Here is a 24,587-nt window from a genome sequence, read left to right on the forward strand (position 1 = left end):
AGACGGCCGGCGTCTACCGGGGCTCGACGAACTGGACCTCCAGGTTCACCTTGATCACGTCGCCGAGGAAGCCGGGAGCGAAGTCGAGCCCGAAGTCGCTGCGCCGGAACTCTCCCGTCGCGTCGAATCCGGCGTGCCTGCTGCCGTCCATGGGGACGTCGACGACGCCGCCGAAGTCGACGTCGAAGGTGATGGGCCGGGTCACGTCGCCGATGGTGAGGTCGCCCTCCAGGGTCCATTCCTCGCCCGTGCCGGCGATACGGGTGGAGCGGAAGCCCATCGTCGGCCGCTTCGCCACGTCCAGGAGGTCCGCGGCACGGACATGGGCGTCGCGGTCGGCGTTGCCGGTGTCGATCGAGGCGAGGGCGACGGTCGCGGTGATGGAAGAGGTGTCGAGGGTGTCGCCGACGCGGAGTTCGGCCGTCAGCTCGTTGAAGCGGCCGCGCACCTTGGAGATGCCGAGGTGACGGATGGTGAAGCCGACGGAGGAGTGCAGCGGGTCGAAGACCCAGTCGCCGGGGGCCAGCGGAAGGGCGGTGGTGCTGTGCGATTCGGTGGTCATGGGCTTCACGCTGCCGCCCGGCGGGAGGCGGAGGAAGGCCGTGCCGAGGCTGGTAGTGACAGGGCCACCCTCCGCCGGTCCCGCGCTCGTACGATCGGTGGATGAGCGACAACGAACTGGGGGCCTTCCTGCGCGCCCGCCGCGAGGCGATGACCCCCGCGGAGGCCGGGCTTCCGGCGGGGCCGCGGCGGCGGACGCCGGGGCTGCGCCGGACGGAGCTGGCGATGCTCGCCGGGATCAGCGTCGAGTACCTGGCCCGGCTGGAGCAGGGACGGGACCGCAATCCGTCCCCACAGGTCCTGGGCGCGCTCAGCGAGGCGCTGCGACTGCCGCTGGACGCCCGGGTGCACCTGCGCAACCTGATGAAGTCGGGGATGCAGCGGCACATGTGCGCGATGACCCCGGATCCGGCCCGCGAGGTGCGGGCGACGGTCCGCGCGCTGCTGGACCGGCTGGGTCCCACCCCGGCCGCGGTGACGAACATGCTGGGCGAGACCGTGGCGTACACCGAGGGCTACGCACGGCTGGCCGGTCCTGCCGGGCTGCTGGACGGGGATCCGCCGAACCTGCTGCGTTTCGTGTTCACCGACCCCCGGGCCCGTGAGGTGTTCCCCGACTGGGACCGGGTGGCCGACCAGCAGGTGGGGGCGCTGTCCTTCGCGGTGACCGGTTCGGACGCGCACATGGCCGAACTGGCCCGGGAGCTGACGGTGACGGCGGGCCCGGCCTTCTCCGACCGGCTGCGCTCGCCGGGGCTGCTGCGGGCCCGCTCGGGCGTCGACCGGTTCGTCCACCCGGAGGCCGGGGAACTGCGGCTCGCCTACGAGGTGCTGGAGCTGCCCGAGGCGGACGGCCAGCACCTGGTGGTGCATCTGCCGGCGGACGAGGCGACGTCGTCGGCGCTCGACGGCCTGATGGGCCGCCGCCCCGGGACCCTGCGCGCGGTCGGCGGCTGAGCGGGGCCCCGCGGCGGGCGGGCCGGCGGGGCCGTGACCGTCAGAGGGCCAGGGTGCGCCAGCCCCGGGTGATCTCCTCGCGGACGTCCACGAGCGTCGGCTCGTGCCGCGCCTCCGCCGGCGAGGTGAGCAGCTCCACCAGACCCGCGCCGTCCGCCGGACGTCCCACCGGGTCGACGGCCAGCGCCCGTTCCACGGCTGCCGCGAGGTCCGGGTCCAGGCCCCGTACCGCCGCCAGCGCGGACGGCTCGGGGCCGGTGTCCACGATCCGACGGATCACCGCGCCCGTGCTGGTCGCCGAGAAGGGGCTGGTGCCGTGCGCCGCGCAGACCACGCAGCAGGCCCACGCCCATACGTCGGCGGCCGGACCGACGCGTTCCTCGCCGAACTGTTCCGGCGCCATGTAGGTCAGGGTCCCCGGTCCGGCGCCGGTGCGGGTGAGTCTGGTGCCGTCCACCAGGTCCGCGATGCCGAAGTCGAGCAGCCGCGGGCCGGCCGTCGTCAGCATGATGTTGGCGGGCTTGAGGTCGCGGTGGACCAGACCGAGCCGGTGCACCCCGGACAGCGCCACGGCCAGTGCGAGCGCCAGCGCCCGCAGGGCCTCGGGGGCACGGATCGGTCCCTGCTCCGCGAGATGGACGTCGAGGGGACGTCCGTCCAGCAACTCCATGGCCAGGTAGGGGCGTACGGCGTCGACACCGGAGTCGAGCACGCGGGCGGTATAGGCGCCGGAGACCATCGACAGCACCTCGGACTCGCGCTGGAAGCGGCGCAGCAGATCGGCGTTGTCGAGGAGTTCGGGGTTGATCGTCTTGAGCGCGACCTGGGTCGCCGCGCCCTCCCGCCGGGCGAGGTAGACCGTTCCCATGCCGCCGGACCCGATCCGGCCGAGCAGCTGGTAGCCGCCGATCGTCTGGGGTTCGCCGGGGAGGAGCGGCCGGTGGGGGAAGGGCGTCAGGGCGTCGGCGACCGGGCCTGCCTGCGCCGGCACGCGGGCGTCGGGGCGGTCCTGCCGCGTCGGCACGTACGCGACGGGCCGGGCGGCCGGGGCCGGCCCGGGCCCGGAGGTCGGCGCCTCGGCGAGGGCGGGGTCGGAGGGGTTCGGCGCCTCGGCGAGGGCGGGGTCGGAGGGGTTCGGCGGCTCGGCGAGGGCGGGGTCGGAGGGGTTCGGCGGCTCGGCGAGGGCGGGGTCGGAGGGGTTCGGCGCCTCGGCGAGGGCGGGGTCGGAGGGGTTCGGCGCCTCGGCGAGGGCCTGGTCGGAGGGGTTCGGCGGCTCGGAGGCCCGGCCGTCGCCGTCCTGCCCGGCCGGGGGCCGTCCGACGGGAGTCTCCGCGCCGTGGACCCTGCCCGCCCGGGCCGGGGCCACGGTGTCCGGGAGCGCCGCGCCGTGCCGGTACCGGCGACTCACCCCGTAGGCGACGGCCTGGCAGGCGAAGGCCGCCAGGGCGAGGCCCACCGGGAGAAAGAGCCCGAGCGCGAAGCGGACGGCCACCAGAGCGCCCACGCGCCGGCGGCCGTCGGGGTCGCGGTCCACGACCCCCCGTCGACGCCGGTGGTCACCAGAGTGTGATGGGTCCGCGACCACAGCACCGGCCAGAGCACCGACGCCAGGGCGGCGAAGAGGACGTACAGGATCCACGCCATCGCCAGGGAGTATCCGTAGACGTCCGACAGCCACTCCCCGGTCTGGAAGACGACCGGGCGCCCCAGCACGAGCGAGTCCCCGAGGACCTCGTGGGGCAGCGCGAACCACAGGCCGACGCCCCCGGCCACTCCCAGGGCCAGCTCCCCGACAACCGCGCCGGGGACCTTCCGGGGCGGTGTGCCCGGATCCGCCAGCGCCTGGCGCCGTACGGCCTGCTGCGCCCTGATCAGCAGGGGCAGTGTCACCGACCTCAGCACCAGTGCCGGTCCCACCACCGTCAACACGTCCAGAGTCAGCGCTGTTTCCGCGGCCTCCGCCATGCCTCCCCCATCTCCCGCCCGCCGGGCCCACCGGCGAGCACAGGGAGTATAGGGGTCAACCCGCCTGCCGGCGGCCGGACTTGCGGGTCGCGCGCAGCCACTCCTTGTTCATGGCGGCGATCGAGGGCAGCGGGATGCCCTTGGGACAGGCCGTCGCGCACTCCCCGGTCAGGGTGCAGCCGCCGAACCCCTCCGCGTCCATCTGGGCCACCATGTCCAGGACGCGCGTCTCCCGCTCCGGGGAGCCCTGGGGCAGGACGTTCAGATGGTTGACCTTGGCCGAGGTGAAGAGCATCGCCGAGCCGTTCGGGCAGGCCGCCACGCAGGCGCCGCAGCCGATGCACTCGGCGTGCTCGAAGGCGAAGTCGGCGTCGGCCTTGGGGACCGGGGTCGCGTGGGCCTCCGGGGCCGCGCCGGTGGGAACGCTGATGTAGCCGCCGGCCTGGATGACGCGGTCGAAGGCGGAGCGGTCGACGACCAGGTCCTTGACGACCGGGAAGGCCGAGGCCCGCCAGGGCTCGATGTCGATCGTGTCGCCGTCCCGGAAGGACCGCATGTGCAGCTGGCAGGTGGTGGTGCGCTCGGGACCGTGGGCGTCGCCGTTGATGACCAGGCTGCAGGCGCCGCAGATGCCCTCGCGGCAGTCGTGGTCGAAGGCGACGGGGTCCTCGCCCCGCAGGATGAGCTCCTCGTTGAGCGTGTCGAGCATCTCCAGGAAGGACATGTCGGAGGAGATGCCGTCCACGTCGTACGTGGACATGGCGCCGGGGGCGTCGGCGTTCTTCTGGCGCCAGACGCGCAGGGTGAGCCTCATGCGTAGCTCCGCTGGGTGGGGTGGACGTACTCGAAGACGAGGTCTTCCTTGTGCAGGACCGGGGCGGCGCCCTCGGTGAACTCCCAGGCCGCCGCGTACGAGAACTCCTCGTCGCGGCGCGCGGCCTCGCCGTCCGCCGTCTGGGACTCCTCGCGGAAGTGGCCGCCGCAGGACTCGGCCCGGTTCAGCGCGTCGAGGCACATCAGCTCGGCGAGCTCCAGGTAGTCGACGATCCGGTTGGCCTTCTCCAGCGACTGGTTGAACTCCTCGCCGGTACCGGGCACCTTGATCCGGCGCCAGAACTCCTCGCGGATCTGCGGGATGCGCTCCAGGGCCTTGCGCAGCCCCTCGTCCGTGCGGGCCATGCCGCAGAACTCCCACATCAGTTCGCCCAGTTCGCGGTGGAAGGAGTCGGGCGTCCGGTCGCCGTCCACCGAGAGCAGGAGGTTCAGCCGGTCCTCGGTCTCGGCGAGCACGTCGCGGACGGCCGGATGGTCGTCGGTGACCGGCTCGGCGTGCGGGTGACGGGCGAGGTAGTCGTTGATGGTGGACGGCAGGACGAAGTAGCCGTCGGCGAGCCCCTGCATGAGGGCGGAGGCGCCGAGCCGGTTGGCGCCGTGGTCGGAGAAGTTGGCCTCGCCGATCGCGAACAGGCCCGGCACGGTGGTCTGGAGGTCGTAGTCGACCCAGAGTCCGCCCATCGTGTAGTGCACGGCGGGGTAGATCCGCATCGGGACCTCGTACGGGTTCTCGGCGGTGATCCGCTCGTACATGTCGAAGAGGTTGCCGTACTTCTCCTCGACCGCCTTGCGCCCCATCCGCCGGATGGCGTCCGCGAAGTCCAGGTACACGCCCTGCCCGCCCGGTCCGACGCCCCGGCCCTCGTCGCAGACGTTCTTGGCCGCCCGGGAGGCGATGTCGCGCGGGACGAGGTTGCCGAAGGAGGGGTAGATGCGCTCCAGGTAGTAGTCGCGCTCGGCCTCGGGGATCTGCGCGGCGGGGCGGGTGTCGCCCTTCGCCTTCGGGACCCAGATGCGGCCGTCGTTGCGCAGCGACTCGCTCATCAGGGTCAGTTTGGACTGGTGGTCGCCGGTGCGCGGGATGCAGGTGGGGTGGATCTGGGTGAAGCAGGGGTTGGCGAAGTAGGCGCCGCGCCGGTGGGCCCGCCACACGGCGGTGGCGTTGGAGTTCATGGCGTTCGTCGAGAGGTAGAAGACGTTGCCGTAGCCGCCGCTGGCGAGGACCACCGCGTCCGCGTAGTGGGTGGAGATCGCGCCGGTGATCAGGTCGCGGGCGACGATGCCGCGCGCCCGGCCGTCGACGACGATCAGGTCGAGCATCTCGGTGCGGGCGTGCATCTCGACGTTGCCCGCGGCGATCTGCCGGGAGAGCGCCTGGTACGCGCCGAGCAGCAGCTGCTGGCCGGTCTGGCCGCGGGCGTAGAAGGTGCGGGAGACCTGGACTCCGCCGAAGGAGCGGGTGTCGAGCAGTCCGCCGTACTCGCGGGCGAAGGGGACGCCCTGGGCGACGCACTGGTCGATGATCTCGACGGAGATCTGCGCGAGGCGATGGACGTTGGACTCGCGGGCGCGGAAGTCGCCGCCCTTGACGGTGTCGTAGAAGAGGCGGTGGACGGAGTCGCCGTCGTTGCGGTAGTTCTTCGCGGCGTTGATGCCGCCCTGGGCGGCGATGGAGTGGGCGCGGCGCGGGGAGTCCTGGTAGCAGAACTGGACGACGTGGTAGCCCTGTTCGGCGAGGGTCGCGCCGGCGGAACCGCCGGCGAGGCCGGTGCCGACGACGATGACGGTGTGCTTGCGGCGGTTGGCGGGGTTGACCAGCTTGGCCTGGAAGCGGCGGGTGTCCCAGCGTTCGGCGATGGGGCCTGCGGGGGCCTTGTGGTCGACGACCGGCTCACCGGTCGTGAAGTCGAGAAAGCTCATGTCAGCTCACCACTCCGGTCATGACGGCTACGGGTACGGAGACGAAGCCCACGGTCAGGACGAGCGCCAGGCCGTTCGCGAGGACCTTGAGCAGCCGCTCGCGGCGGGCGTGGCCGACTCCGAGGGTCTGCGCGGCGCTCCAGAAGCCGTGGCGGACGTGCAGGCCGACGGCGAGCATGGCGACGATGTAGATCACGTTGCCGTACCAGGTGGAGAAGGTGTCCACGATGTTCTGGTACGGACGGCCCTCCTGGAAGCCGCCGGGGTGGAGCGTCCCGGTGGTCAGGTCGAGGATGTGCCAGACGATGAACAGGGCGACGATGATCCCGCCCCAGCGCATCGTGCGGGTGGCGTACGAGGACCGCTTGCGGCGGTGGACGTAGGCCGTGGGGCGGGCCTTGATGTCGCGCCTGCTGAGCTGGTAAGCGGAGACGGCATGTGCGACGACCGCGGCGAGCAGCACGATCCGGACGAGCCAGAGGGCCCAGGAGTAGTGCAGGACGGGGGCGCCCATGGTGCGCAGCCAGTGGCCGTACGCGTTGAACTCCTCGGGGCCGAAGAAGACCTTGAGGTTGCCCGCGACGTGGGCCACGAGGTAGCCGAGCATGAGGAGGCCGCTGACCGCCATCACGGTCTTCTTGCCGATCGTGGACGCCCAGAAGCCGCGTGAGCGGGTGGGGGACGGTGGTCGTTCCGCCGGAGCCGTCTTCGTTGCCAGAGCCATGCGACCGACGGTAGGGGCGAAGGGCCCGAGAGGTCCAAGACATGGTGCGGCTCATCTCGATAGGCTGAACCTATGCAGTTCCAGCAGCTCCTCTACTTCGTGGCCGTCGCCGAGACCCGGCACTTCACCCGGGCCGCCGAGCGGGTCCATGTCTCCCAGCCGTCGCTCTCGCAGCAGATCAGGGCCCTGGAGCAGGAGCTCGGGGCGGAGCTCTTCAGCCGGGCCCGCGGGAACATCGCACTGACGGACGCGGGGGAGGCGCTGCTGCCGCTGGCGCGACGGATCCTGGCGGACACGGACACGGCACGGCACGAGGTGCAGGAGCTGGTGCAGCTCAGGCGCGGGCGGGTGAGGCTCGGCGCGACGCCGAGCCTGTGCACGGGCCTGCTGCCGGACGTGCTGCGCGCCTTCCACGATCTGCACCCGGGGATCCAGCTCCTCATCGAGGAGGGCGGCTCGCACGACCTCGTCCGGGAGCTGGCGCGCGGCGCGCTGGATCTGGCGCTGGTCGTGCTGCCGCTGCCGACGCCGTCCCCGGCGCTGACGACGGTGGAGCTGCTGCGCGAGGACCTGGTGGTGGTGTCGAGCGCGGCGGCGCCCGCGCCGCGGCGGCCGGTGCGGATCGCGGATCTGCGCGACCAGCCGCTGGTGATGTTCCGGCACGGCTACGACCTGCGGGAGCTGACCGTGGCCGCATGCCGGTCGGAGGGCTTCGAGCCCTCGTTCACCGTGGAGGGCGGCGAGATGGACGCCGTGCTGGGATTCGTACGGGCGGGTCTCGGGGTGGCGGTGGTCCCGGCGATGGTCGCCGCGCGCGCGGGCCGCGACCTCCGTGTCACGGCCCTGGCCCGCCCGGGCCTGCGCCGCACGATCGCGCTGGCGCACCGCAGCGATGTGGCACCGCCCCGGGCGGCGAGGGAACTCCAGCGCCTCCTCCTCCGCTCGACCTGAGGCACCGGCCGGGGGCCGACGGGGGGAGTGTGCGACCGGGGGCGGTGTCCGACGGGGGGAGTGTGCGACCGGGCGCGGTGTCCGACAGGGGCGGTGTCCGACGAGGGGCGGTGTCCGGTGTCCGACGAGGGGCGGTGTCGCCCTCGCCGGCGCCCGTCCCGCGGGGTGGGCGCCGGCCGGGGCCGGAGGGCGCGGCGGCCGGGCCCCGCACGGTCGGTCAGACCGCGTCCGCCAGGAGGAGCGTGTGGATCCGGTCCGGTGCGCCCGGGCGCGCGTAGTACCAGCCCTGGGCCGTGTCACAGCCCAGCTCCCGCAGCTGCTGCGCCTGCGCCCCCGTCTCGACCCCCTCGACCGTCACCGCCAGCTTCAGGCTGTGCGCCAGTCCGACGATGCCCTCCACGATCTTGACGTCGACCGGGTCGGCCGGGTGCCGCTGCATCCCCTGGGTGAAGGAGCGGTCCAGCTTCAGGACGCTCACCGGCAGCCGGCGCAGGTTCGCCAGGTTCGAGTAGCCGGTGCCGAAGTCGTCCAGCGCGATGTCCACGCCCATCTCGGCGAGCTGGCGCAGCGGCTTCAGCAGGTCGTCGTCCGCGCCGATCAGCGCCGATTCGGTGACCTCCAGGCAGAGGGCCCCGGGCTCCAGGCCCGAGCGCTCCAGCACGTCGACCGTGTCGGCGACGAGCCGCGGGTGGTGCAGCTGCGTGGGAGAGAGGTTGACGTTGATCCGCAGCGGACCGCCGTCGGAGTGCCGGGTCTGCCAGAAGCGCGCCTGGCGGACCGCCTCCTGGAGGACCCAGCGGCCGAGCGGCACGATCAGGCCGGTGTTCTCGGCGAGCGGGATGAAGCGGTCGGGTCCCAGCACCCCGTGCTGGGGGTGGCACCAGCGGACGAGCGCCTCGGCGCCGTGCACGCTGCCGTCGCCGAGGTGGACCAGTGGCTGGTACTCGATGAAGAACTCGCCCCGCTCCAGCGCCGCGGGCAGCGCGGTGGTCAGCCCGTGCCGGGTGATGGCGCGCGCGTCGGCCTCCGCGTCGGCGAACTCGAAGCGGTTGCCGCCCGCGGACTTGGCGCGGTACATGGTGATGTCGGCGCTGCGCAGCACCTCGGCCGGGGTCCGCTCCCCCGCCGGCCCCTCGACGACACCGATGCTGCCCCGCACGGTCAGCTCCCGGCCGTCGATCCGTACCGGCGAGGCGAGCGCGGCGAGGATACGGTTCGCCAGTTCGACGACCTCGCGCTCGGTGTTCGGGCCGGTGGTCAGGGCGACGAACTCGTCGCCGCCGAGCCGGGCCACCATCTCGCCCGGCGCCGTGGCGCAGCTCTGCAGCCGGTCGGCCACCTCGACGAGGAGCCGGTCCCCCGCCGAGTGACCCAGGCTGTCGTTGATCGCCTTGAAGCCGTCGAGATCGAGGTAGCAGAGCCCGAAGCGGGCGCCCTCCCCCAGGGTGAGCGCCTTGTCGAGGCGCTCGAAGAACAGGGTCCGGTTGGGCAGTCCGGTGAGCGCGTCGTGGGTCGCCTCGTACCGCAGCCGCAGGTTGAGCAGCCGCCGCTCGGTGGTGTCCTCCAGCAGCGCGAGCTGATAGCGGGGGAAGCCCTCGGCGTCGCGCAGCAGCGAGACGGTCAGGTTGGTCCACAGGACGGTGCCGTCGCCCCGGTAGTACGGCTTCTCGACGCGGTAGTGGTCGCGTTCGCCGCGCACCAGCTCGTCGTAGAGCTTCCAGACGTGCGGGCCGTCCTCGGGGTGGGCCCATTCGTTGACCTTGCGGCTGCGGATCTGCTGGTCCAGTCCGCCGAACATCCGGGTGAGGGTCTCGTTGACCTCCAGGACGTTGCCTTCGAGGTCGGCGATGCCGATGCCGACGGCCGCGCCGTCGAAGACCGCCCGGAAGCGGCTCTCGGTGGTGTGCAGGGCCACCTCGGCGGCGCTGCGGGCGGTGAGGGCGGAGCGGGCGATGGCCTCCTGCTCCAGCAGCGTCCGCTCGCGCAGGGCCTGGGCGAAGCCGGCGGCCATCGCGTGCTGGAGGCGTGAACAGCGGGCCCGCAACTCCTCGGTGGAGGTGCCGTCCTCGCCGCAGTAGAGCACCAGATACGCGTCGATGACGCCGAGGGTGCGGCTCAGCGCGTCGGGGTCCGTGCAGTGGACGCCGACGAGCGCCCCGCCCGCACGGTGGGCGGGGGCGGTGTCGAAGGTCCGGGCGTGCAGCGCGGCGCGCAGTTCGCGGGCGAGCGGCAGCAGATGCTGTTCGAACTCGGCGCGGGTCATCGGGGTGGCCGTGACCGGGAAGATGGCCCGGCTCCAGATGGTCACGAACCGCCTGAGTCTGTCCTCGAGCCCGTCCGGATCCGCGCCGCAACCGGACGGCTGTGACGGCACCTTCACGCCTTGCGCCCCACCCCTGCGAAGCCGGAGAAGGCGTAGGGATCCTCCTCGTCGGACGGACTGTCGGGCCGCCAGTCGGGCATGGACACGAGCCCCGGCTCGACCAGCGGGCAGCCCTCGAAGAAGCGGCTGATCTCGGCGTGCGAGCGCATCACGAGGGGGTTGCGGATGTTCCGGTAGACCCCGACCGTGCCCTCGGCCTCGTCCTGCAGGAGCGGGATGCCCTCGTAGGAGGCGTGGGTCACCACGAGCAGGCTGCCGGGCGCGAGGGCGTCGACGAGCTCCGCGACGGCCTTCTCCGGTTCGTCCTCGTCCTCCAGGAAGTGCAGGACGGCGACGAGCAGCAGCGCCACCGGCTTGTCCATGTCCAGGAGTCGGCGGACCTCGGGGCTGTGCAGGATCTCCAGCGGCTTGCGCAGGTCGGCGGCGACGACGGCGGCGCGTTCCTCGCCCTCCAGCACGGCGCGGCTGTGCGCGACGGCGACCGGGTCGTGGTCGACGTAGACGACGCTCGTGTCGGGGGACGCGGCCTGGGCGACCTCGTGGACATTGCCGAACGTCGGTATGCCGGAGCCGATGTCGAGGAACTGGGTGACTCCGCTGTCGACGGCGAAGCGCACGGCCCGGCGCATGAAGGCCCGATTCGCCTGCATGATCTTGGGGAGTCCCGGCATGAACTCCATGGCCTTGCGGGCCGCTTCCCGGTCCACCTCGAAATTGTGCGAGCCGCCCAGATAGAAGTCGTACATACGGGACACGCTCGGCACCGAAATATCGATACCCGGCGGGGCCCAGGCGGGACGCTCCATCAATGTCTCCAACAAGTCGCCACGGGGGATACGGCCATGTGTTCGCGGCCGGTGTTCGAGCCGAGGCTACTGATCGCCCGCCTGGAGAGCGAGTAGAAACGGAAATTCGCGGTCCGTTCTTGGTCACACGCCATTGGCACGTGCGTGCGGAACGAAGGATTCACGCCTTCAGCTCGTGCATATTCACGTGCACATGGACGTGCGCCGACCCGCTGTCACCCGAGGGGTGACAGCGGGCCGACAGGCCGGGAGCGCGGCGCGGGGGACCTACTTGGGCGCTCCGACCAGCTTTCCCTCGGGGGAGACGGCGTACCAGGTGCCGCCCACGCCCTGGCCGTTGGTGTCTCCCGGCTCCTCGTCACCGGCGAAGGTGTACAGGGGCCAGCAGTCGATCGTCTGCTGCTTGATTCCGTCGGGCCGGTTGAAGGTGACGAAGCCCTTCTTGGTGATGCCCTTGGTGTCGTTCTTCTCCACAGGGGCGACAACCGGCCACTTCTCCAGGCAGGCGTCGGTGCAGGCCGTCTTCATCGGCCAGGCGGAGTCCTTCTTGAACCGGTAGACCGTCATGCCGCGCGAATCGACCACGATGTCACCGAGCTTGGGGTCCTTACGCACCGAGAGGCCCGCCGCGTCCACTCCGGAATCCTCGCCACCGCTTTCGTCGGCCCCGCCGCCCGCGGCGGGTGCGGCCTTCTTTCCGTCGGGGGCCGAGGCGAACCAGGTACCGCCGACACCCTGGCCGTTGAGGTCGCCGGGCTTGGTGTCCTTGGCGTACCGGTACATCGGCCAGCCGTCGATGGTGAGTTGCTTGGTGCCGTCGGTCCGGGCCACCTCGCCCATCAGCGAGGGGTCCACCCCGGCCGGGGGCTTGGCACCCTCGGCGCTCACGACGGGCCACGCCTTGGCGCAGTCGCCCTCGCAGGTGGCCTTGGGCGGGGAGGCGGAGTCCTTGTCGAAGCGGTAGAGGGTGAAACCCTCGCTGTCGGTGACGACCTTGCCGAGCTGCTTGGTGTCGGCCACCGCCAGCTGCCCGGCGGGCTCGGCCGCACCGCCGCCCGCGTCGCCGTAGCCCCCGGAGGCGTAACCGCCGGAGCTGTAACCGTTGTCGGCAGGGGCGCCGGCCGGGTTCGCCGCTCCGGCGGGCTGGCCGCCGAGCGACGACGAGCCCTGCTCCTGCCCGCACGCCGTGGTCAGCGCGAGCATGGCCGCCGCCGTGAGCGCGAGTGCCGCGTTGCCCCAGGTCTTCATGTCAACTCCTGTTGTTTCATCGCCAGTCGGTGCGGCGCCGAACGCCGTTCCCGGCCTTGAATACGGGGGGCGACGGCATCGTGCTCAAGAGGAGCCGAAGAAATTTCCGGCACGCCTCAAACCCCGCTCGGCGAGATCCCCACCATCCGGGGAATCCGGGCCGATTCACGGCGTGGTGCCCGCGGCCTCTGATCATGCTCTTCGGCGTGTCTCCGTACGGATCGTCTTTCGCGCGGCCCTTGGCGGCCGCCGCGCTGCTGTGGCTCCTCACCGCACCCGCGCCCGCCGCCGCCGACGCCTGCGCCTACGCCACGACCGGGCCGGGCGGCTCGAACACCTCGGTCGCGGTCGCCGGGCCGGGCGCGTGTTCGCCCACTCCCCCGCCTCCTCCCCCTCCTTCTCCGCCGCCGTGCCCCTCCCCGTCGTCACCTCCCCCGTCGCCCGAGCCGACACCGACACCGACACCGACGCCGCCCGAACCCACGCCGAAGCCCCCTCCGCCACCGGTACAGCCGCCCCCTCCCGTACGCGCGGACCCTCCGCCCCCGCCGAGGCTGAAGCCTCCCGCGACGCCGGCCCCGCCGCGGGCCGCACCGCCGCCCCCGGCCCCCAGGCCGCCCGCGCCGTCGCCCCCGGCCCCCTCGCTGCGCCCACGCCCACCGGCCGCGACCCCCGTCGCCCTGCCCACCTACCGCCGCGCGGCACGGCCGGAACCCGAGGGCGGCCCCTCGCTCGTGTCGATGACGCTGCTGGTCACCGCCCCCGCGGTGCTCGCGACCGCGATCCTGCGCGCCCGCTCCCGCTGATCCCGACGAAGGAGACACCATGTCCGAATGGCTCGTCCTGACCATCGCGATGGCGGCCGCCTGCGCGGTCGTCCTCACCATCGTCGTCATCAACAACCGCCGGGTCCCCGACGACGACGATCCGAGCGAGACCCCCGACGTCATGGAGTACATGACGATGATGATCGGCGTGATCTACGCGATCGTGCTCGGTCTCGCCATCGCCGGTGTCTGGGAGGCGCGCGGCGCGGCGCAGGAGACCGTGCGTCAGGAGGCGCAGGCGCTGCACGAGATCTCGGCCCGGGTCGAGGTGTACCCGGTCGACGTCCGTACCCGGATCCGCGCCGACGTCGACGCGTACGTCTCCTCCGTGGTCGACCAGGAGTGGAGCCACATGTCCGAGCACGGCGAACTCAGCGAGGAGGGCACCCGCCTGCTCGAGCGGCTGCGTCGGAGCGTGACCGACTACCGGCCGGCCGACGACCACGAGGCGCAGGCGTACCAGCCCCTCGTGGACCAGGTGGCGGTGGTGGACGACACGCGGGGCGCGCGGGGCCAGAACGCGGGGGCGACCATGCCCGGGGTGGTGTGGTTCGGCCTGATCACCGGAGCGCTGGTGACGGTCGGCCTGATCTTCACCCTGCAGATCCGGCGCACCGGCCGTGAGCTGCTCCTCGCCGGGCTCTTCAGCGCGCTGATCGCCTTCCTGCTCTTCCTGATCTGGGACTTCGACGCGCCCTTCGGACGCGGGATCTCGGCGACGGCCGCACCGTTCACCGACCTCTTCCCGCACCTGACGGAGTAGGTGAACTCCCGTGGATCCGGGGGATGTCGAACGGCCGTGCCGGGCCGTCACGGAGCGGCCCCCGCGCCCGGTTCCCGGCCCGCGCACGACGGGTCGCGTGAAGCGATTCCGTGGCCCGCCGGGCCGGCCTCCCCTCTACGATCATGCCCATGTCGACCTCCTTCTCCTCCCTCCCGGTGCTCCGAGGCCGGGGCGGGGCCGTCCTGTCCGTCGAGGACATCGGACTGGTCCTCGACCTCCCGCGCGAGCAGGTCACCTTCACCCCCGACGGGCTGGGCCGGATACGCGCCGAGGGCCGCTCGGTCCTGATCGAACTGCGGGCGAGGGCCGGGGCGACGCCGCGCGTCCACCGCATCGACGACGTGGACGAGGCGGCGGCCACCGCCTTCGCCGACGGGGTCAACGCGATCCTGGCGAACCGGACCGACAGCGACGACGTCGACGGGGCCCCGTTCGCCGTGGTCCGCTCGCTCGCCCCCACCTGGCGGTCGAGGTTCCACCGCAGGATCCTCCGGGGCACGCTCGGGCACCTGCTGGCGCTCGTCGTCGTCTGCGTGGTGGCCGGCTCGCTGGGCAGGTGGGACCTGGTGCTCCTCACGGTCCCGATCGGCGGCTTCGCCTGGCTGGGTCTGTGGCTGGGCCTGTACGGAGTGATCCGCGCACGGCGGGAACGCTGGCTGTACCGACACGGCGTCATGGTGACCGCCACCCGGGCCACGATGTCCCGCGGAGCGTACGTCTACCCGGACGCGACCGGGACGTACCGCGGCTTCGTGCACGGCGAGGCCGGCCCCACGATCACCGTCGCCCACCCCCCGGAGGACCCGGCGGACGTGCTGGTGCCGGCGGCGCCGCTCACGCACCTGGTGAACACCTACGCGGGCGCCGTCCTGGTCTTCTGCTGCGGCGCCGTGATCGTCCTCCACGCCGTGATGATGGTCCTCCTCGACGGCTGACGGACTCACCCATGGTCGGCGCGCGATCCGCGGACCGACTTCCGGCCGTGGCGCGACACGAGTGGGCCGCACGGGGGACATGAATGACCCATTCGCCCGTCTGGGATCGCGGCCGTGATAGTGCGCTCCTAGCGTTTCGGGTATCGAGGTGCACGCCCTGTCCTTGCGCGGAAACCCCTTCCGCGGCTGCTCCTCGGGGACCCGGAGGATTCCATGCGCGCGATACGTGCCGTGTCCACTGCCCTGCTGGGGGCGGCCACTCTCGCCCTGGCCGCTCCCGTCGCCGCCGCGGCGGACGGCGCACCCGCACCGAACCCCAACGCCGCCGGAGCGAAGGCGCCGGGCGACTTCGTCGTGACGCCCTCTCTGGTGGCGCCCGGCGGGCGGGTGACGCTCACCGCTCCCGGATGCCGCAGTACGACGCTGGTGTCGTCGGGCGTCTTCGACACGGTGACCATCGCCCCCGGGTCCTCGGCCACCGCGACGGTGGACACGGACGCCCGGCGCGGCGCCGTCTACACCGTGGCGTTCAACTGCACCGGTGGCATCACCGACACCGTCACCCTGACCATCAGCGGCACCACCGCCTCCGCGACCACCAGCTCGACCATCCTGACCACCCCGCGGGGCGTCCAGGGCGGTCTCGGCGGCTCGGTCGACGGGGTCGACACGGTGACGCTGGCGGCCGGGGCCGGCCTGGTCCTCGCCGCGGCCACCGGAACCTTCTTCGCCGTACGGCGCCGGACCGACCTCGCCCGGGGCCGGCGTCACTGACGTCGGGACCGGCGCCCCCGGCGGGCCCCCAACCCGGGGCCCGCACCGGCGGAGAAGCCCGACGATCGAGACCCACCCGCACACGCCCGTCGCCCCCGAGTCCTGGGACCAGGACTCGGGGGCGACGGGCGTACAGGGCCGACCGGGAGGTTCGGCCGGTCAGGCCCTTCCGCCGCTCATACGGCGCCGGGCGATGAAGAGACCGCCGCCGAGCGCTGCCGCGGCGACGAGCGAGCCGCCGACGGCCATCTCCGTGGAGCTCGGCGCGAGGGAGCCGCCGATGCCGCCCAGCGCGCCCTGACCGGCCAGCACGCGGAAGGTCTGGGTGAGCGTGCGGCCGCCGCACTGGACGGCCAGGTTGTACTGGCCGGGCGTGGCGTTGTTGTGGATGCGGGCCGTGGCGGTGGAGACGCCGTTGACGTTGCCGGAGAGGGTGACCGTCGGGAAGGCGTTGGAGGAGACCGTGCCTCCGGCGCAGCCCCTGACGGTGATGGTGAGGGTCGCCCCCTGGTGGACGGCGAACGGGGAGACCGTGACGCTGTTGGCGCCGTCACCGCCACGACCGTCACCACCCTGGTCGACCTGGTAGTGACCGACGGCCAGGTTGCTGGGTCCGTGGGCGGCGGCGAGAGGGGCTGCGAGCCCGACCGCCGCGAACGCGGTGGCGGTCACCGCCAGAGTGCGTGCAGCACGCATGGTTGAACCTCCAGTGGAAGACGCCCCAAAGCGGCGCTCCGGGAGATTCGACGAGTACGCCTTCCATGACGAACCCTCACAAGCGGGGGCAACCTGCGCATTTCGGCACTGGGCCACCCCGGTGAGGCGACACGCCGAGGAAACGGCTCCGGATCTGACGGAGCCGCAGGTCACGCACCATCAGGACGATTGTCCGACGAATACTCGGATGGGTGATCGTCCCCGTCACCCGGCCCGCCCTCGGGTACCAAGGGGCCCCGGCCCCGGACGCACCCCGGAATCCCGGCCGCCACCCGTTCGCACCGCTCTGATCGCCGGTCCGGCCCGCCGCCCTTACCGTTCTGACGACGCCACGAAGGGAGAACCATGAGACCCAAGGACTTCAGCGTCCTTGAGCCGCGAAGAAGACGCCCGCCGTGGGGCGTTCTGGCTCTCGTCATGCTGTCCGGTCTGGCGATGATGCGCAACGGGGTGGACGTCGAGCTCGGCCCGCCGCAGCCCGCGGCCGCCGAGGCTCCCGACGCGAGCCGGATCGGCGCTCCGCCTCCCCTGGCCGCGGGCGTCGAGCCCCTGCCGCACGCCCCGGCCTCCCGCATCAGGATCCCTTCGATCAGGGTCGCCGCACCGATCATGGACGTCGGCCTTGATCCGGCCGGCTGGATCGAGGCGCCGCCCCCGCAGGACGCCAACATGGCCGGCTGGTACCAGAACGGCATCGCGCCGGGCCAGCGCGGCACGGCGGTCGTCGTCGGCCACGTCGACAACGAGGCGGGCCCCGCGGTGTTCTACGGCCTCGGCTCGCTGGAGAGGGGCCAGCACATCGAGGTGGAGCGGTACGACGGCCGGGTCGCGGTCTTCGAGATCTACGGCATCGAGGTGTACGACAAGAACAACTTCCCCGGGGTCCAGGTCTACGCCGACACCGGGGAGCCCGAGCTCCGGGTCATCACCTGCGGCGGCGGCTACTCGCGGGCGCAGGGCTACCAGGGCAACGTGGTGGTCTACGCACGCATGATCGGATCCACCTGAGGGGTGGCCAGGCCCACGCGAGGGCCCCCGGCGCCGAGCGGCGCCGGGGGCCCTCGCCGTACGGACTCAGCTCCTGGGCACGGTGATGCTGTAGCCGGCGTCCAGCAGCTCGGGCAGATACCGCCTCAGCGCCGCCACGCTCTGCGAGCGGTTCCCGCCCGCGTCGTGCGAGAGGACGACGACACCGGGCGCCGCGCCGTCCAGGACCCGGCGGACGATGCTGTCGGTTCCCGGTTCCTTCCAGTCGAGGGTGTCGACGGTCCAGGCGAGCGGCTCCATGCCCAGCTCGGCACCGATCTCGAAGGAGTGCCGGTTCCACGCCCCGAAGGGGGCGCGGTACCAGAGCGGGGCCGCGCCGAGGATCTTCTCGACGAGTTCGCTGGTGGAGCCCAGCTCGTCCCTGATGCGCGAGGGACGGAGTGTGGGGATCAGCGGATGCGACCACGAGTGGTTCCCGACCACGTGCCCGTCCGCGGCCATCTCCCGTACCAGGTCCTGGTTCTCGGCGACCATCTCTCCGCAGACGAAGAACATCGCCCGGCAGTCGTAGCGGCGCAGGGTGGCGAGGATCGCCGGGGTGTAGCGGGGGTCGGGCCCGTCGTCGAAGGTGAGCACCATCGACCGGCCCACGCCGGACATCCTCAGGAACGGCCGCTGCCGGACCGGTGGCAGCGCCTTGCGGAAGGCCGGGGGCGCGTCGGCCGTCATCGGCTGGAGCCGGTACGCGGAGGGCTTGAGCCGGCTGCTCGCGGGCGCTCCCGCCGCGGGTCCGGGGCCGGGGGCGGGCCCCCCTGCGATGTCCGGACGGCCGCTCGGCGGCGCGCCGGGCGGCGTGCCCAAACGATCCGCCGTGAGTACTCCGACCGTGGCTGTGGCCCCGAGGGCGGCGGCGATGCGCAGCACGGTCCGCCGCCCGGTGGGCATCTGATCCTTTTTCATGACTAATAGCTCGCACGGCCGAACGCCACCGCCCCCGCCCCACACCGACGGCCCGCCCGAAAACACTCGATGGGCGCACACCCCTCCCGGGGCCCGCGCTCGCCCCTACTCCCCCATCGTCAGTCCCTCCCCGGCGGCGCCCCGCCCGAGGACGACGTCGCGGATGGTGTCGCGCACGGCGGTGAGGGGTTCGCCCTTCCTGATGGCGGCGTTGAGGTTGACCACCCGACCGCGGCCGGTGTCGAACCACTGGGGGAGGAACTCGGCCCGGGTGACCTCCCAGCGAGCGCCGGGAGCCTCGGGCCGGGTGAAGGTGAAGCGCCCGAGCGTGCCCTGGTTGCCCCGGGGGTCGAAGGCGCCCTCGTGGTTGACCATGTCGCCGGCGATCTGGTCGCCCATGCCGTAGACGATCCAGGTGCCGTTGACCTTCTCGTACGCCTGGGGGACATGGGCGTGGGTGCCGATGATGAGGTCGATGTCGGGGCGGCCGCCGGTCCGGGAGGCCGTGAGGGCGCGGCCGAGGGTGAGCTGGCGCCCGTCGGGGGCGGTCTGCCATTCGGTCCCCCAGTGCATGCTGACCACGACGACGTCGGCGCCGGCCCGACGGGCCGCCCGCGCGTCGGCGATGATCTTCTTCTCGTCGATCAGGTTGACCGCCCACGGCTGCCCCTCGGGCATCGGGTAGCCGTTGGTGTCGTACGTGTACGCGAGCTGGGCGACGGTCGCGGGTCCCGCGCTCAGCAGCGTGGGGCGGGCCGCCTCCTCGGCGGTGCGTGCCGATCCGGCATGCCGGACACCCGCCTTGTCGAGGGCGTCGAGGGTGCGGCGCAGGCCGGCGGCGCCGTCGTCCAGGGAGTGATTGGAGGCGGTGGAGCAAGAGTCGTAGCCGGTCTCCTTGAGGGCGGGGGCGACCTCGGGGGGCGACTTGAAGGCGGGATAGCCGGTGTACGGCCCGCCGTCCGGCCCGTACACGGTCTCCATGTGGCAGATCGCCAGGTCGGCTCCGGCCACCACGCTCTTCACCCCGGACAGCATGGGACGGAAGTCGTATCCCCGCCCGTTCGCGTCCATGGCCGCCCGGCGGATGATCGACTCGTGCGGCAGGACGTCGCCGGAGGCGACGAGTGTGAAACCGGTCCGCGCGGAGGGCGCGCCGCCCACCGCCGAGGGGGACCCGGGGCTCGCCGGGTCCTGCCCCGCGGGTGGGCCGACGGGGCCGCGGGCGCTCCCCGCGCAGCCGGTGGCCGTGGTGAACAGGAGGGCGGCGAAGACCACCGCCCCCCGTCTCGTACGTTGGGTCATCCGCCGACTCCGCCCAATTAGTCCTATGAACATCTCTGCGGATGAATTCACAGGGGGCAGAAGCCACAGTCAAGAGTCAAAGCCGTACAGAGCTCCAAACCCTGCCGAAACGGACGAAGCACCTCCGCCTGACCGTTCATCGCACCATTCGCCGCTCGGTGCGACCGCTCGTCGCAGACACGTGCGCGTTCCCTGTCCCTCGCCGCCCACATGCGTTCGGATACGCCCCGGGACGACGAGCCGGCAGGAGAGGTGTGGAGCATGACGACGGCGACGACGGACGAGCGGGCCCTCGCGGAGCTGCAGCGTGACCACGGTCAGGCCCTGCTCGGCTTCCTGCTCGGCCTGACCTACGGCGACCGGCAACGGGCGGAGGACCTGGCGCAGGAGACGCTGGTCCGCGCCTGGCTGCACCCGGAGGCGTTCGACGGCCCCTACGAGTCGATGCGCCCCTGGCTCTTCACGGTGGCCCGCCGCCTGGCCATCGACGCCCGGCGCTCCCGGCTCGCCCGGCCCACCGAGATCGGCGACGGAGTGCTCGCCGCCACCCCCGATCCGGCCGACGCCACGGAGTCCGCGGTCGCCGCGGTCGACGTCCGGGCCGCGGTGCGGGGCCTGAGCCCCGAGCACCGCGCGGTCCTCGTCCGGCTCTACTTCCACGGCCTGACCGTCAACGAGGCCGCCGCCGATCTGGGCATCCCCGCCGGGACCGTCAAGTCCCGATCGCACTACGCGCTGCGGCAGCTGGGCCACTGCCTGCCGGGCTACCGGACCGGGCGCCGTACCGTTGCCCGCCCCCGGGCCAGGGCCGCACAATGACCGCGTGACGCTGACTCTCGCCGCCGCGGAAAAGGTTCTCGCCGACAACTTCGCCCCCTGGGTGCTCGATCTGGGGCTCTCGGTGGCCTCGGTCGACGGGGAGGAGGCGGTCCTCCGCCTCCCCTGGTCCGACCGGCTCGCCCGGGAGGGCGGTGGCCTCTCGGGCCAGGCGCTGATGGCCGCCGCCGACACGGCGACCGTCATCGCGGTCGCGGCGGCCCGCGGCGGCTTCGTGCCGATGACGACGGTGCAGCAGTCCATCAGCTTCCAGCGGGCGGTCGTCGGCGCGGACGTCCTGGTGCGGGCGCGGCTCACCAAGGCGGGCAAGCGGATGGCGTTCGCGGACATCACGATGACGGCGGAGGGCTCGGACGAGACGGCCGCCCACGCGACGGCGGTGTACGCGCTGCTCGGCTGAGGCCGGCGGCGCTCCTCCTCACCCGCACGCGTGGCCGCCCCACCTTGCCCTGACGCACCCCGTGTCCCCCTGTTTCCCACCGGTACCGATCCGGCGGGGAAACGTATCCGAAACCACACGGGCGAGTTGAGCAAAGAGCGGCCCACGCGCGTCTTCCTCGGTGGAGGCTCGTGTCCGGGGGTCGCCGACCGACACGTCCGGGAGAAGGTGGGAGCGTGCTGCCCGAGAGTACGAACGGCACCAGCGGAGGCGGACTCGCCGTCCCGATGGCCTGGTTGTGTGCCGAGTTCACCGCGGACGATCTGCTGCGCACGGGGTGTCTGGTCGCACCCGGCACCCTGGAGTACCGGGCCGGGCGGCAGACGCTGGCCCTCACCATCCATCTCTGCGCCGACGCGGACGCCCCCGCCACGTCGTGGTCCGCGGGCCTCATCGACGAATGGCTGTCCCGGACCGCCCACGACCACCCCTGGCCGCAGTGGGTCCGCGAGCGGCTCGCCGCACGGAGCCGCGCGGGCCGGGAAGGTCCCGACCTCGCCATGGCCAGGGAGACCTGGCGCCTCCTGGAGGCGACCCGCATCCGTGCGGCCGATCTGAGCGGGCTGACCACCTCGCCCGGGGTCTTCCCCCCGGTCGACGAGTCGGAGCAGGTCTGGCTTCCCGCATGGAAGTTGGGACTCCCTCTGGGCCATCTGGCCCTGCACCTCTACGGCGCCGGCGGCTGAGGGGTCGTACGGTGCACCCCCGAGCGGTACTTGGGGATCCGTACCGTGACCTTCATCCCCGCGTCGACCCCGGTCTCGATCACGAGGCCGTGCTCCGCCCCGTACACCTGGCGCAGCCGCTCGTCGACGTTGGACAGACCGATCCCGGAGCCGCTGGGCCGCTCCCCGAGCAAAACCGCGCGCAGGACGGCCGGATCCATGCCCACGCCGTCGTCCTCGATGACGACCACGGCCTCCGCGCCGGCGTCCCGGGCGGAGATCGTCACCCGGCACGCGTTCACGCTGTCCTCGAGGCCGTGCTTGACGGCGTTCTCCACCAGCGGCTGCAGACAGAGGAACGGCAGGGTGACCGGCAGCACCTCGGGCGCGATCTGGAGCGTCACCTTGAGGCGGTCACCGAAGCGGGCTCCCGCCAGCGCCAAGTACTGCTCGATGGCGCGCAGTTCGTCGGCCAGCTGAGCGAACTCCCCATGGCGCCGGAAGGAGTAGCGGGTGAAGTCCGCGAACTCCAGCAGCAGCTCCCGCGCACGCTCGGGGTCGGTGCGGACGAACGAGGCGATGGCGGCCAGGGAGTTGAAGATGAAGTGCGGCGAGATCTGGGCCCGCAGGGCGCGGATCTCCGCCTCCACGATCCTGGTCCGCGAGCGGTCCAGCTCGGCCAGCTCCAGCTGGACGGAGACCCAGCGGGCGACCTCGGTCGCGGCCCGCACGAGCACGGCGGACTCCCGCGAGCCGTAGGCGACCAGCGCGCCGAGCACGCCGTCCTCGCCCGTGAGCGGGGCGATCACCGCCCAGCGCAACGGGCAGGCGACATCGGCGCAACCGGTGTGTTCCGATCTGCTGCGGCCCGAGTCGAGGATCCCGGCGACCTGGTCCATCACATGCTCGCGGTGATGCCCCTCGCCCGGCCCGTCCCAGGCGAGGACGGCGGTCCGGTCGGTCAGGCAGAGCGCCTCCGTCCCGAGGAGCGGGCGCAGTCGCCTGACGGCCTTGCGGGCGGTGTCCTCGGTGAGGCCCCCTCGCAGGGGCGGCGCGGCGAGCGAGGCCGCATGCAGCGTGTGGAAGGTGGCCCGCTCGACGGGCGTGCCGAGGTCGAGATCGGCCGCGCCGCGGCGCGCGGCGATCCGGCCGAGGACGAAGCCGGCCACCAGCAGCACGGCCCCGGCGGCGCCGGCGGCATAGACGATCGGTGTCACCGCTCCCGACCTCCCGACCGCGGCTCGGCAACGCGCACCGGGTCCGCGCGCGGCTCCGGATCGGGGAGTTCGTCCCTCGCGACCGTGCGTCCCGTGAGCTCCTCCGGCAGGTGCAGCCGGGCGAGCAGGGCCGGGGTGCCGGCCGGGATGTGGCGTGGGGTGGCCAGCGAGACCACGATCATCGTGAGGAAGCCGAGCGGCACCGACCAGACCGCCGGCCAGGCCATCAGGGTGTGGGACCAGCCCTCCTCGGGCAGCCCGGCCCGGGTCGCCATCACGGCCGCGAGCGCGGAGCCGCCGCCCAGCAGCAGCCCGGCCATGGCACCGGGCGGGGTGAGCCTCCGCCACCAGATCCCGAGGACGAGCAGCGGGCAGAAGGAGGAGGCGGAGACGGCGAAGGCGAGGCCGACGGCGTCGGCGACCGGAACCTTCGAGGCGAGGACCCCGACGGCCAGCGGAACGGCGGTGGCGAGCAGGCTCGCGAGCCGGAAGTGCCGTACTCCACGGGACGGAAGCACGTCCTGGGTGAGCACGCCCGCGACGGACATCGTGAGCCCCGAGGCGGTGGAGAGGAACGCGGCGAAGGCTCCGCCGGCGAGCAGCGCGCCCAGCAGGTCGCCGAGCACTCCGCCCAGCATCCGGTCCGGCAGGACGAGCACGGCGGCGTCGGCGGCTCCGGTCAGGGCGAGGTCGGGCGCGTAGATCCGGCCGAGCGCCCCGTAGACCGGCGGCAGCAGATAGAAGACGCCGACCAGGCCGAGGACGACCAGGGTGGTGCGCCGGGCGGCGCGGCCGTGCGGGCTGGTGTAGAAGCGGACGGCGACATGGGGCAGCCCCATCGTGCCGAGGAAGGTGGCGAGGATCAGTCCGTAGGTGGCGTAGAGCTGGTGGCCGTCACGCCCGCCGGCCAGGGGCTGGGACCAGCCGAGGGGGTCCGCGCCGGTGGAGGCCCGGGCGGGGACGGGCGCCCCCTGGGGAAAGGCGAGTTCGGTGCCGCCCTCGACTCGGTGGGCGCCCTTGTCGAGGGTGAGGGTCCGCCGCTCGTACGCGGTCTCGTCGACGCGGCCCGTGACGGTGAGCGTGAGCGGGGCGTCGACCTCGATCCGTACGGTGTCGGCGACGCGCACCACGGTGTGTTCGCGGAAGACCGCGGGGGCGTCGAAGCGGACGCGGGGGGCGGCGTCGCCGAACCAGGCCGCGACGAGGAAGAGGGCGGGCACGAGCAGGGCGGTGAGCTTGAGCCAGTACTGGAACGCCTGGACGAAGGTGATGCTGCGCATCCCGCCCGCGGCGACGATCCCGGTGACGGCGACGGCGACGAGCAGTCCGCCGACCCAGTCGGGCGCTCCGGTGAGGATCTCCAGGGTGAGCCCGGCGCCCTGGAGCTGTGGGAGGAGGTAGAGCCAGCCGATGCCGACGACGAAGAGGCTGGCGAGCCGCCGCGCGGGCGGGGACTCCAGCCGGGCCTCGGCGAAGTCGGAGAGGGTGTACGCCCCCGAGCGGCGCAGGGGGGCGGCGACCAGGACGAGCAGGACGAGATAGCCGGCGGTGTACCCGACGGGGTACCAGAGCATGTCCGGGCCCTGGACGAGGACGAGTCCCGCGATGCCGAGGAAGGAGGCCGCGGAGAGGTACTCGCCGCTGATGGCGGCGGCGTTGAGCCCGGGACGGACGGTGCGGGAGGCGACGTAGAAGTCGGAGGTGGTGCGGGATATCCGCAGGCCGAGGGCGCCGATGAGCACGGTTGCGAGGACGACGACGGTGACGGCGGCCACCGCGTAGGTGTGGTTCACG

23 protein-coding genes are annotated in these 24,587 nt (G+C 72.7%); 9 read left to right on the forward strand and 14 right to left on the reverse strand.

Features of this window, described 5'->3' with window-relative positions:
• Positions 1-13: 13 nt before the first annotated feature.
• The gene (locus AB0D99_RS00270) at positions 14-562 is read right to left on the reverse strand and encodes a YceI family protein (protein WP_362354982.1); all 549 of its coding nucleotides are present in this window, start codon (positions 560-562) and stop codon (positions 14-16) included.
• A gap of 101 nt (positions 563-663) precedes the next feature.
• Between AB0D99_RS00270 and AB0D99_RS00275 the strand changes: the two genes are divergently transcribed.
• Entirely contained in the window at positions 664-1,518 is an 855-nt protein-coding gene (locus AB0D99_RS00275) for a helix-turn-helix transcriptional regulator (RefSeq protein WP_362354985.1), read from the forward strand.
• Positions 1,519-1,558: 40 nt separating this feature from the next.
• On the opposite strand, the gene AB0D99_RS00280 is transcribed toward AB0D99_RS00275, so the two are convergent.
• The 5 genes from AB0D99_RS00280 to AB0D99_RS00300 are packed head-to-tail and all read right to left on the reverse strand — an operon-like array spanning position 1,559 to position 6,961.
• Positions 1,559-3,022 carry a protein kinase gene (locus AB0D99_RS00280; protein WP_362356009.1) on the reverse strand — a complete coding sequence of 488 codons (1,464 nt, stop codon included), beginning with the start codon at positions 3,020-3,022 and terminating at the stop codon, positions 1,559-1,561.
• Positions 2,923-3,483, reverse strand: coding sequence for a hypothetical protein (locus tag AB0D99_RS00285; RefSeq protein ID WP_362354988.1), 561 nt, complete (start codon positions 3,481-3,483; stop codon positions 2,923-2,925). Before AB0D99_RS00285 ends, AB0D99_RS00280 begins: the two co-directional genes overlap by 100 nt.
• 55 nt (positions 3,484-3,538) lie before the next feature.
• Positions 3,539-4,297 carry a succinate dehydrogenase/fumarate reductase iron-sulfur subunit gene (locus AB0D99_RS00290; RefSeq protein ID WP_362354991.1) on the reverse strand — a complete coding sequence of 253 codons (759 nt, stop codon included), beginning with the start codon at positions 4,295-4,297 and terminating at the stop codon, positions 3,539-3,541.
• Complete coding sequence (locus AB0D99_RS00295) at positions 4,294-6,237, reverse strand: fumarate reductase/succinate dehydrogenase flavoprotein subunit (protein WP_362354994.1); 1,944 nt, start codon at positions 6,235-6,237, stop codon at positions 4,294-4,296. The genes AB0D99_RS00290 and AB0D99_RS00295 overlap by 4 nt, the downstream gene beginning before the upstream one ends.
• A gap of 1 nt (position 6,238) precedes the next feature.
• Positions 6,239-6,961 (reverse strand): succinate dehydrogenase, encoded by a 723-nt coding sequence (locus AB0D99_RS00300; protein WP_362354997.1) that lies wholly within the window; start codon positions 6,959-6,961, stop codon positions 6,239-6,241.
• A 72-nt stretch (positions 6,962-7,033) separates the two neighbouring features.
• Between AB0D99_RS00300 and AB0D99_RS00305 the strand changes: the two genes are divergently transcribed.
• The gene (locus AB0D99_RS00305; protein ID WP_362355000.1) at positions 7,034-7,912 is read left to right on the forward strand and encodes a LysR substrate-binding domain-containing protein; all 879 of its coding nucleotides are present in this window, start codon (positions 7,034-7,036) and stop codon (positions 7,910-7,912) included.
• A gap of 217 nt (positions 7,913-8,129) precedes the next feature.
• Here the strand turns inward: AB0D99_RS00305 and AB0D99_RS00310 are convergent, their stop codons facing one another.
• The 3 genes from AB0D99_RS00310 to AB0D99_RS00320 form a co-directional block, all read right to left on the reverse strand.
• On the reverse strand, positions 8,130-10,292 hold the full coding sequence (locus AB0D99_RS00310; RefSeq protein WP_362355003.1) for an EAL domain-containing protein: 2,163 nt from the start codon (positions 10,290-10,292) through the stop codon (positions 8,130-8,132).
• A complete protein-coding gene (locus AB0D99_RS00315) occupies positions 10,289-11,101 on the reverse strand; it encodes an SAM-dependent methyltransferase (RefSeq protein ID WP_362355006.1) in 813 nt (270 codons plus the stop codon). Before AB0D99_RS00315 ends, AB0D99_RS00310 begins: the two co-directional genes overlap by 4 nt.
• 267 nt (positions 11,102-11,368) lie before the next feature.
• Positions 11,369-12,349 (reverse strand): SCO0930 family lipoprotein, encoded by a 981-nt coding sequence (locus tag AB0D99_RS00320; RefSeq protein WP_362355009.1) that lies wholly within the window; start codon positions 12,347-12,349, stop codon positions 11,369-11,371.
• Between the two features lie 825 nt (positions 12,350-13,174).
• On the opposite strand from AB0D99_RS00320, the gene AB0D99_RS00325 reads away from it, so the two are divergent.
• The 3 genes from AB0D99_RS00325 to AB0D99_RS00335 all read left to right on the forward strand — a co-directional run bounded on the left by AB0D99_RS00325 (position 13,175) and on the right by AB0D99_RS00335 (position 15,669).
• Positions 13,175-13,939 (forward strand): DUF4239 domain-containing protein, encoded by a 765-nt coding sequence (locus AB0D99_RS00325; protein ID WP_362355011.1) that lies wholly within the window; start codon positions 13,175-13,177, stop codon positions 13,937-13,939.
• Between the two features lie 149 nt (positions 13,940-14,088).
• Positions 14,089-14,895, forward strand: coding sequence for a hypothetical protein (locus AB0D99_RS00330; protein WP_362355014.1), 807 nt, complete (start codon positions 14,089-14,091; stop codon positions 14,893-14,895).
• A gap of 213 nt (positions 14,896-15,108) precedes the next feature.
• Entirely contained in the window at positions 15,109-15,669 is a 561-nt protein-coding gene (locus AB0D99_RS00335) for a hypothetical protein (RefSeq protein WP_362355017.1), read from the forward strand.
• A 159-nt stretch (positions 15,670-15,828) separates the two neighbouring features.
• On the opposite strand, the gene AB0D99_RS00340 is transcribed toward AB0D99_RS00335, so the two are convergent.
• Complete coding sequence (locus AB0D99_RS00340) at positions 15,829-16,365, reverse strand: hypothetical protein (protein WP_362355019.1); 537 nt, start codon at positions 16,363-16,365, stop codon at positions 15,829-15,831.
• Between the two features lie 366 nt (positions 16,366-16,731).
• Between AB0D99_RS00340 and AB0D99_RS00345 the strand changes: the two genes are divergently transcribed.
• On the forward strand, positions 16,732-17,394 hold the full coding sequence (locus tag AB0D99_RS00345; protein WP_362355022.1) for a class F sortase: 663 nt from the start codon (positions 16,732-16,734) through the stop codon (positions 17,392-17,394).
• 66 nt (positions 17,395-17,460) lie between these two features.
• Here AB0D99_RS00345 and AB0D99_RS00350 read toward each other — a convergent pair whose 3' ends face one another.
• Entirely contained in the window at positions 17,461-18,333 is an 873-nt protein-coding gene (locus tag AB0D99_RS00350) for a polysaccharide deacetylase family protein (RefSeq protein WP_362355025.1), read from the reverse strand.
• A 105-nt stretch (positions 18,334-18,438) separates the two neighbouring features.
• On the reverse strand, positions 18,439-19,635 hold the full coding sequence (locus tag AB0D99_RS00355) for a CapA family protein (RefSeq protein WP_362355028.1): 1,197 nt from the start codon (positions 19,633-19,635) through the stop codon (positions 18,439-18,441).
• 261 nt (positions 19,636-19,896) lie between these two features.
• Here AB0D99_RS00355 and AB0D99_RS00360 point away from each other — a divergent pair, with 261 nt between their 5' ends.
• The 3 genes from AB0D99_RS00360 to AB0D99_RS00370 all read left to right on the forward strand — a co-directional run bounded on the left by AB0D99_RS00360 (position 19,897) and on the right by AB0D99_RS00370 (position 21,597).
• Positions 19,897-20,454 (forward strand): sigma-70 family RNA polymerase sigma factor, encoded by a 558-nt coding sequence (locus AB0D99_RS00360; RefSeq protein WP_362355031.1) that lies wholly within the window; start codon positions 19,897-19,899, stop codon positions 20,452-20,454.
• A 4-nt stretch (positions 20,455-20,458) separates the two neighbouring features.
• Positions 20,459-20,872, forward strand: coding sequence for a PaaI family thioesterase (locus AB0D99_RS00365; protein ID WP_362355035.1), 414 nt, complete (start codon positions 20,459-20,461; stop codon positions 20,870-20,872).
• 215 nt (positions 20,873-21,087) lie between these two features.
• Positions 21,088-21,597 carry a hypothetical protein gene (locus AB0D99_RS00370; protein WP_362355038.1) on the forward strand — a complete coding sequence of 170 codons (510 nt, stop codon included), beginning with the start codon at positions 21,088-21,090 and terminating at the stop codon, positions 21,595-21,597.
• Here the strand turns inward: AB0D99_RS00370 and AB0D99_RS00375 are convergent.
• Positions 21,579-22,793 carry a histidine kinase gene (locus AB0D99_RS00375; RefSeq protein ID WP_362355041.1) on the reverse strand — a complete coding sequence of 405 codons (1,215 nt, stop codon included), beginning with the start codon at positions 22,791-22,793 and terminating at the stop codon, positions 21,579-21,581. The two genes, AB0D99_RS00370 and AB0D99_RS00375, sit on opposite strands and share 19 nt — an antisense overlap.
• Positions 22,790-24,586 (reverse strand): cation acetate symporter, encoded by a 1,797-nt coding sequence (locus AB0D99_RS00380; RefSeq protein WP_362355044.1) that lies wholly within the window; start codon positions 24,584-24,586, stop codon positions 22,790-22,792. The genes AB0D99_RS00375 and AB0D99_RS00380 overlap by 4 nt, the downstream gene beginning before the upstream one ends.
• Position 24,587 lies beyond the last annotated feature (1 nt).

Origin of the sequence: Streptomyces sp. NPDC047971 (assembly GCF_040653355.1) — a bacterium.
Taxonomy (GTDB): Bacteria; Actinomycetota; Actinomycetes; order Streptomycetales; family Streptomycetaceae; genus Streptomyces.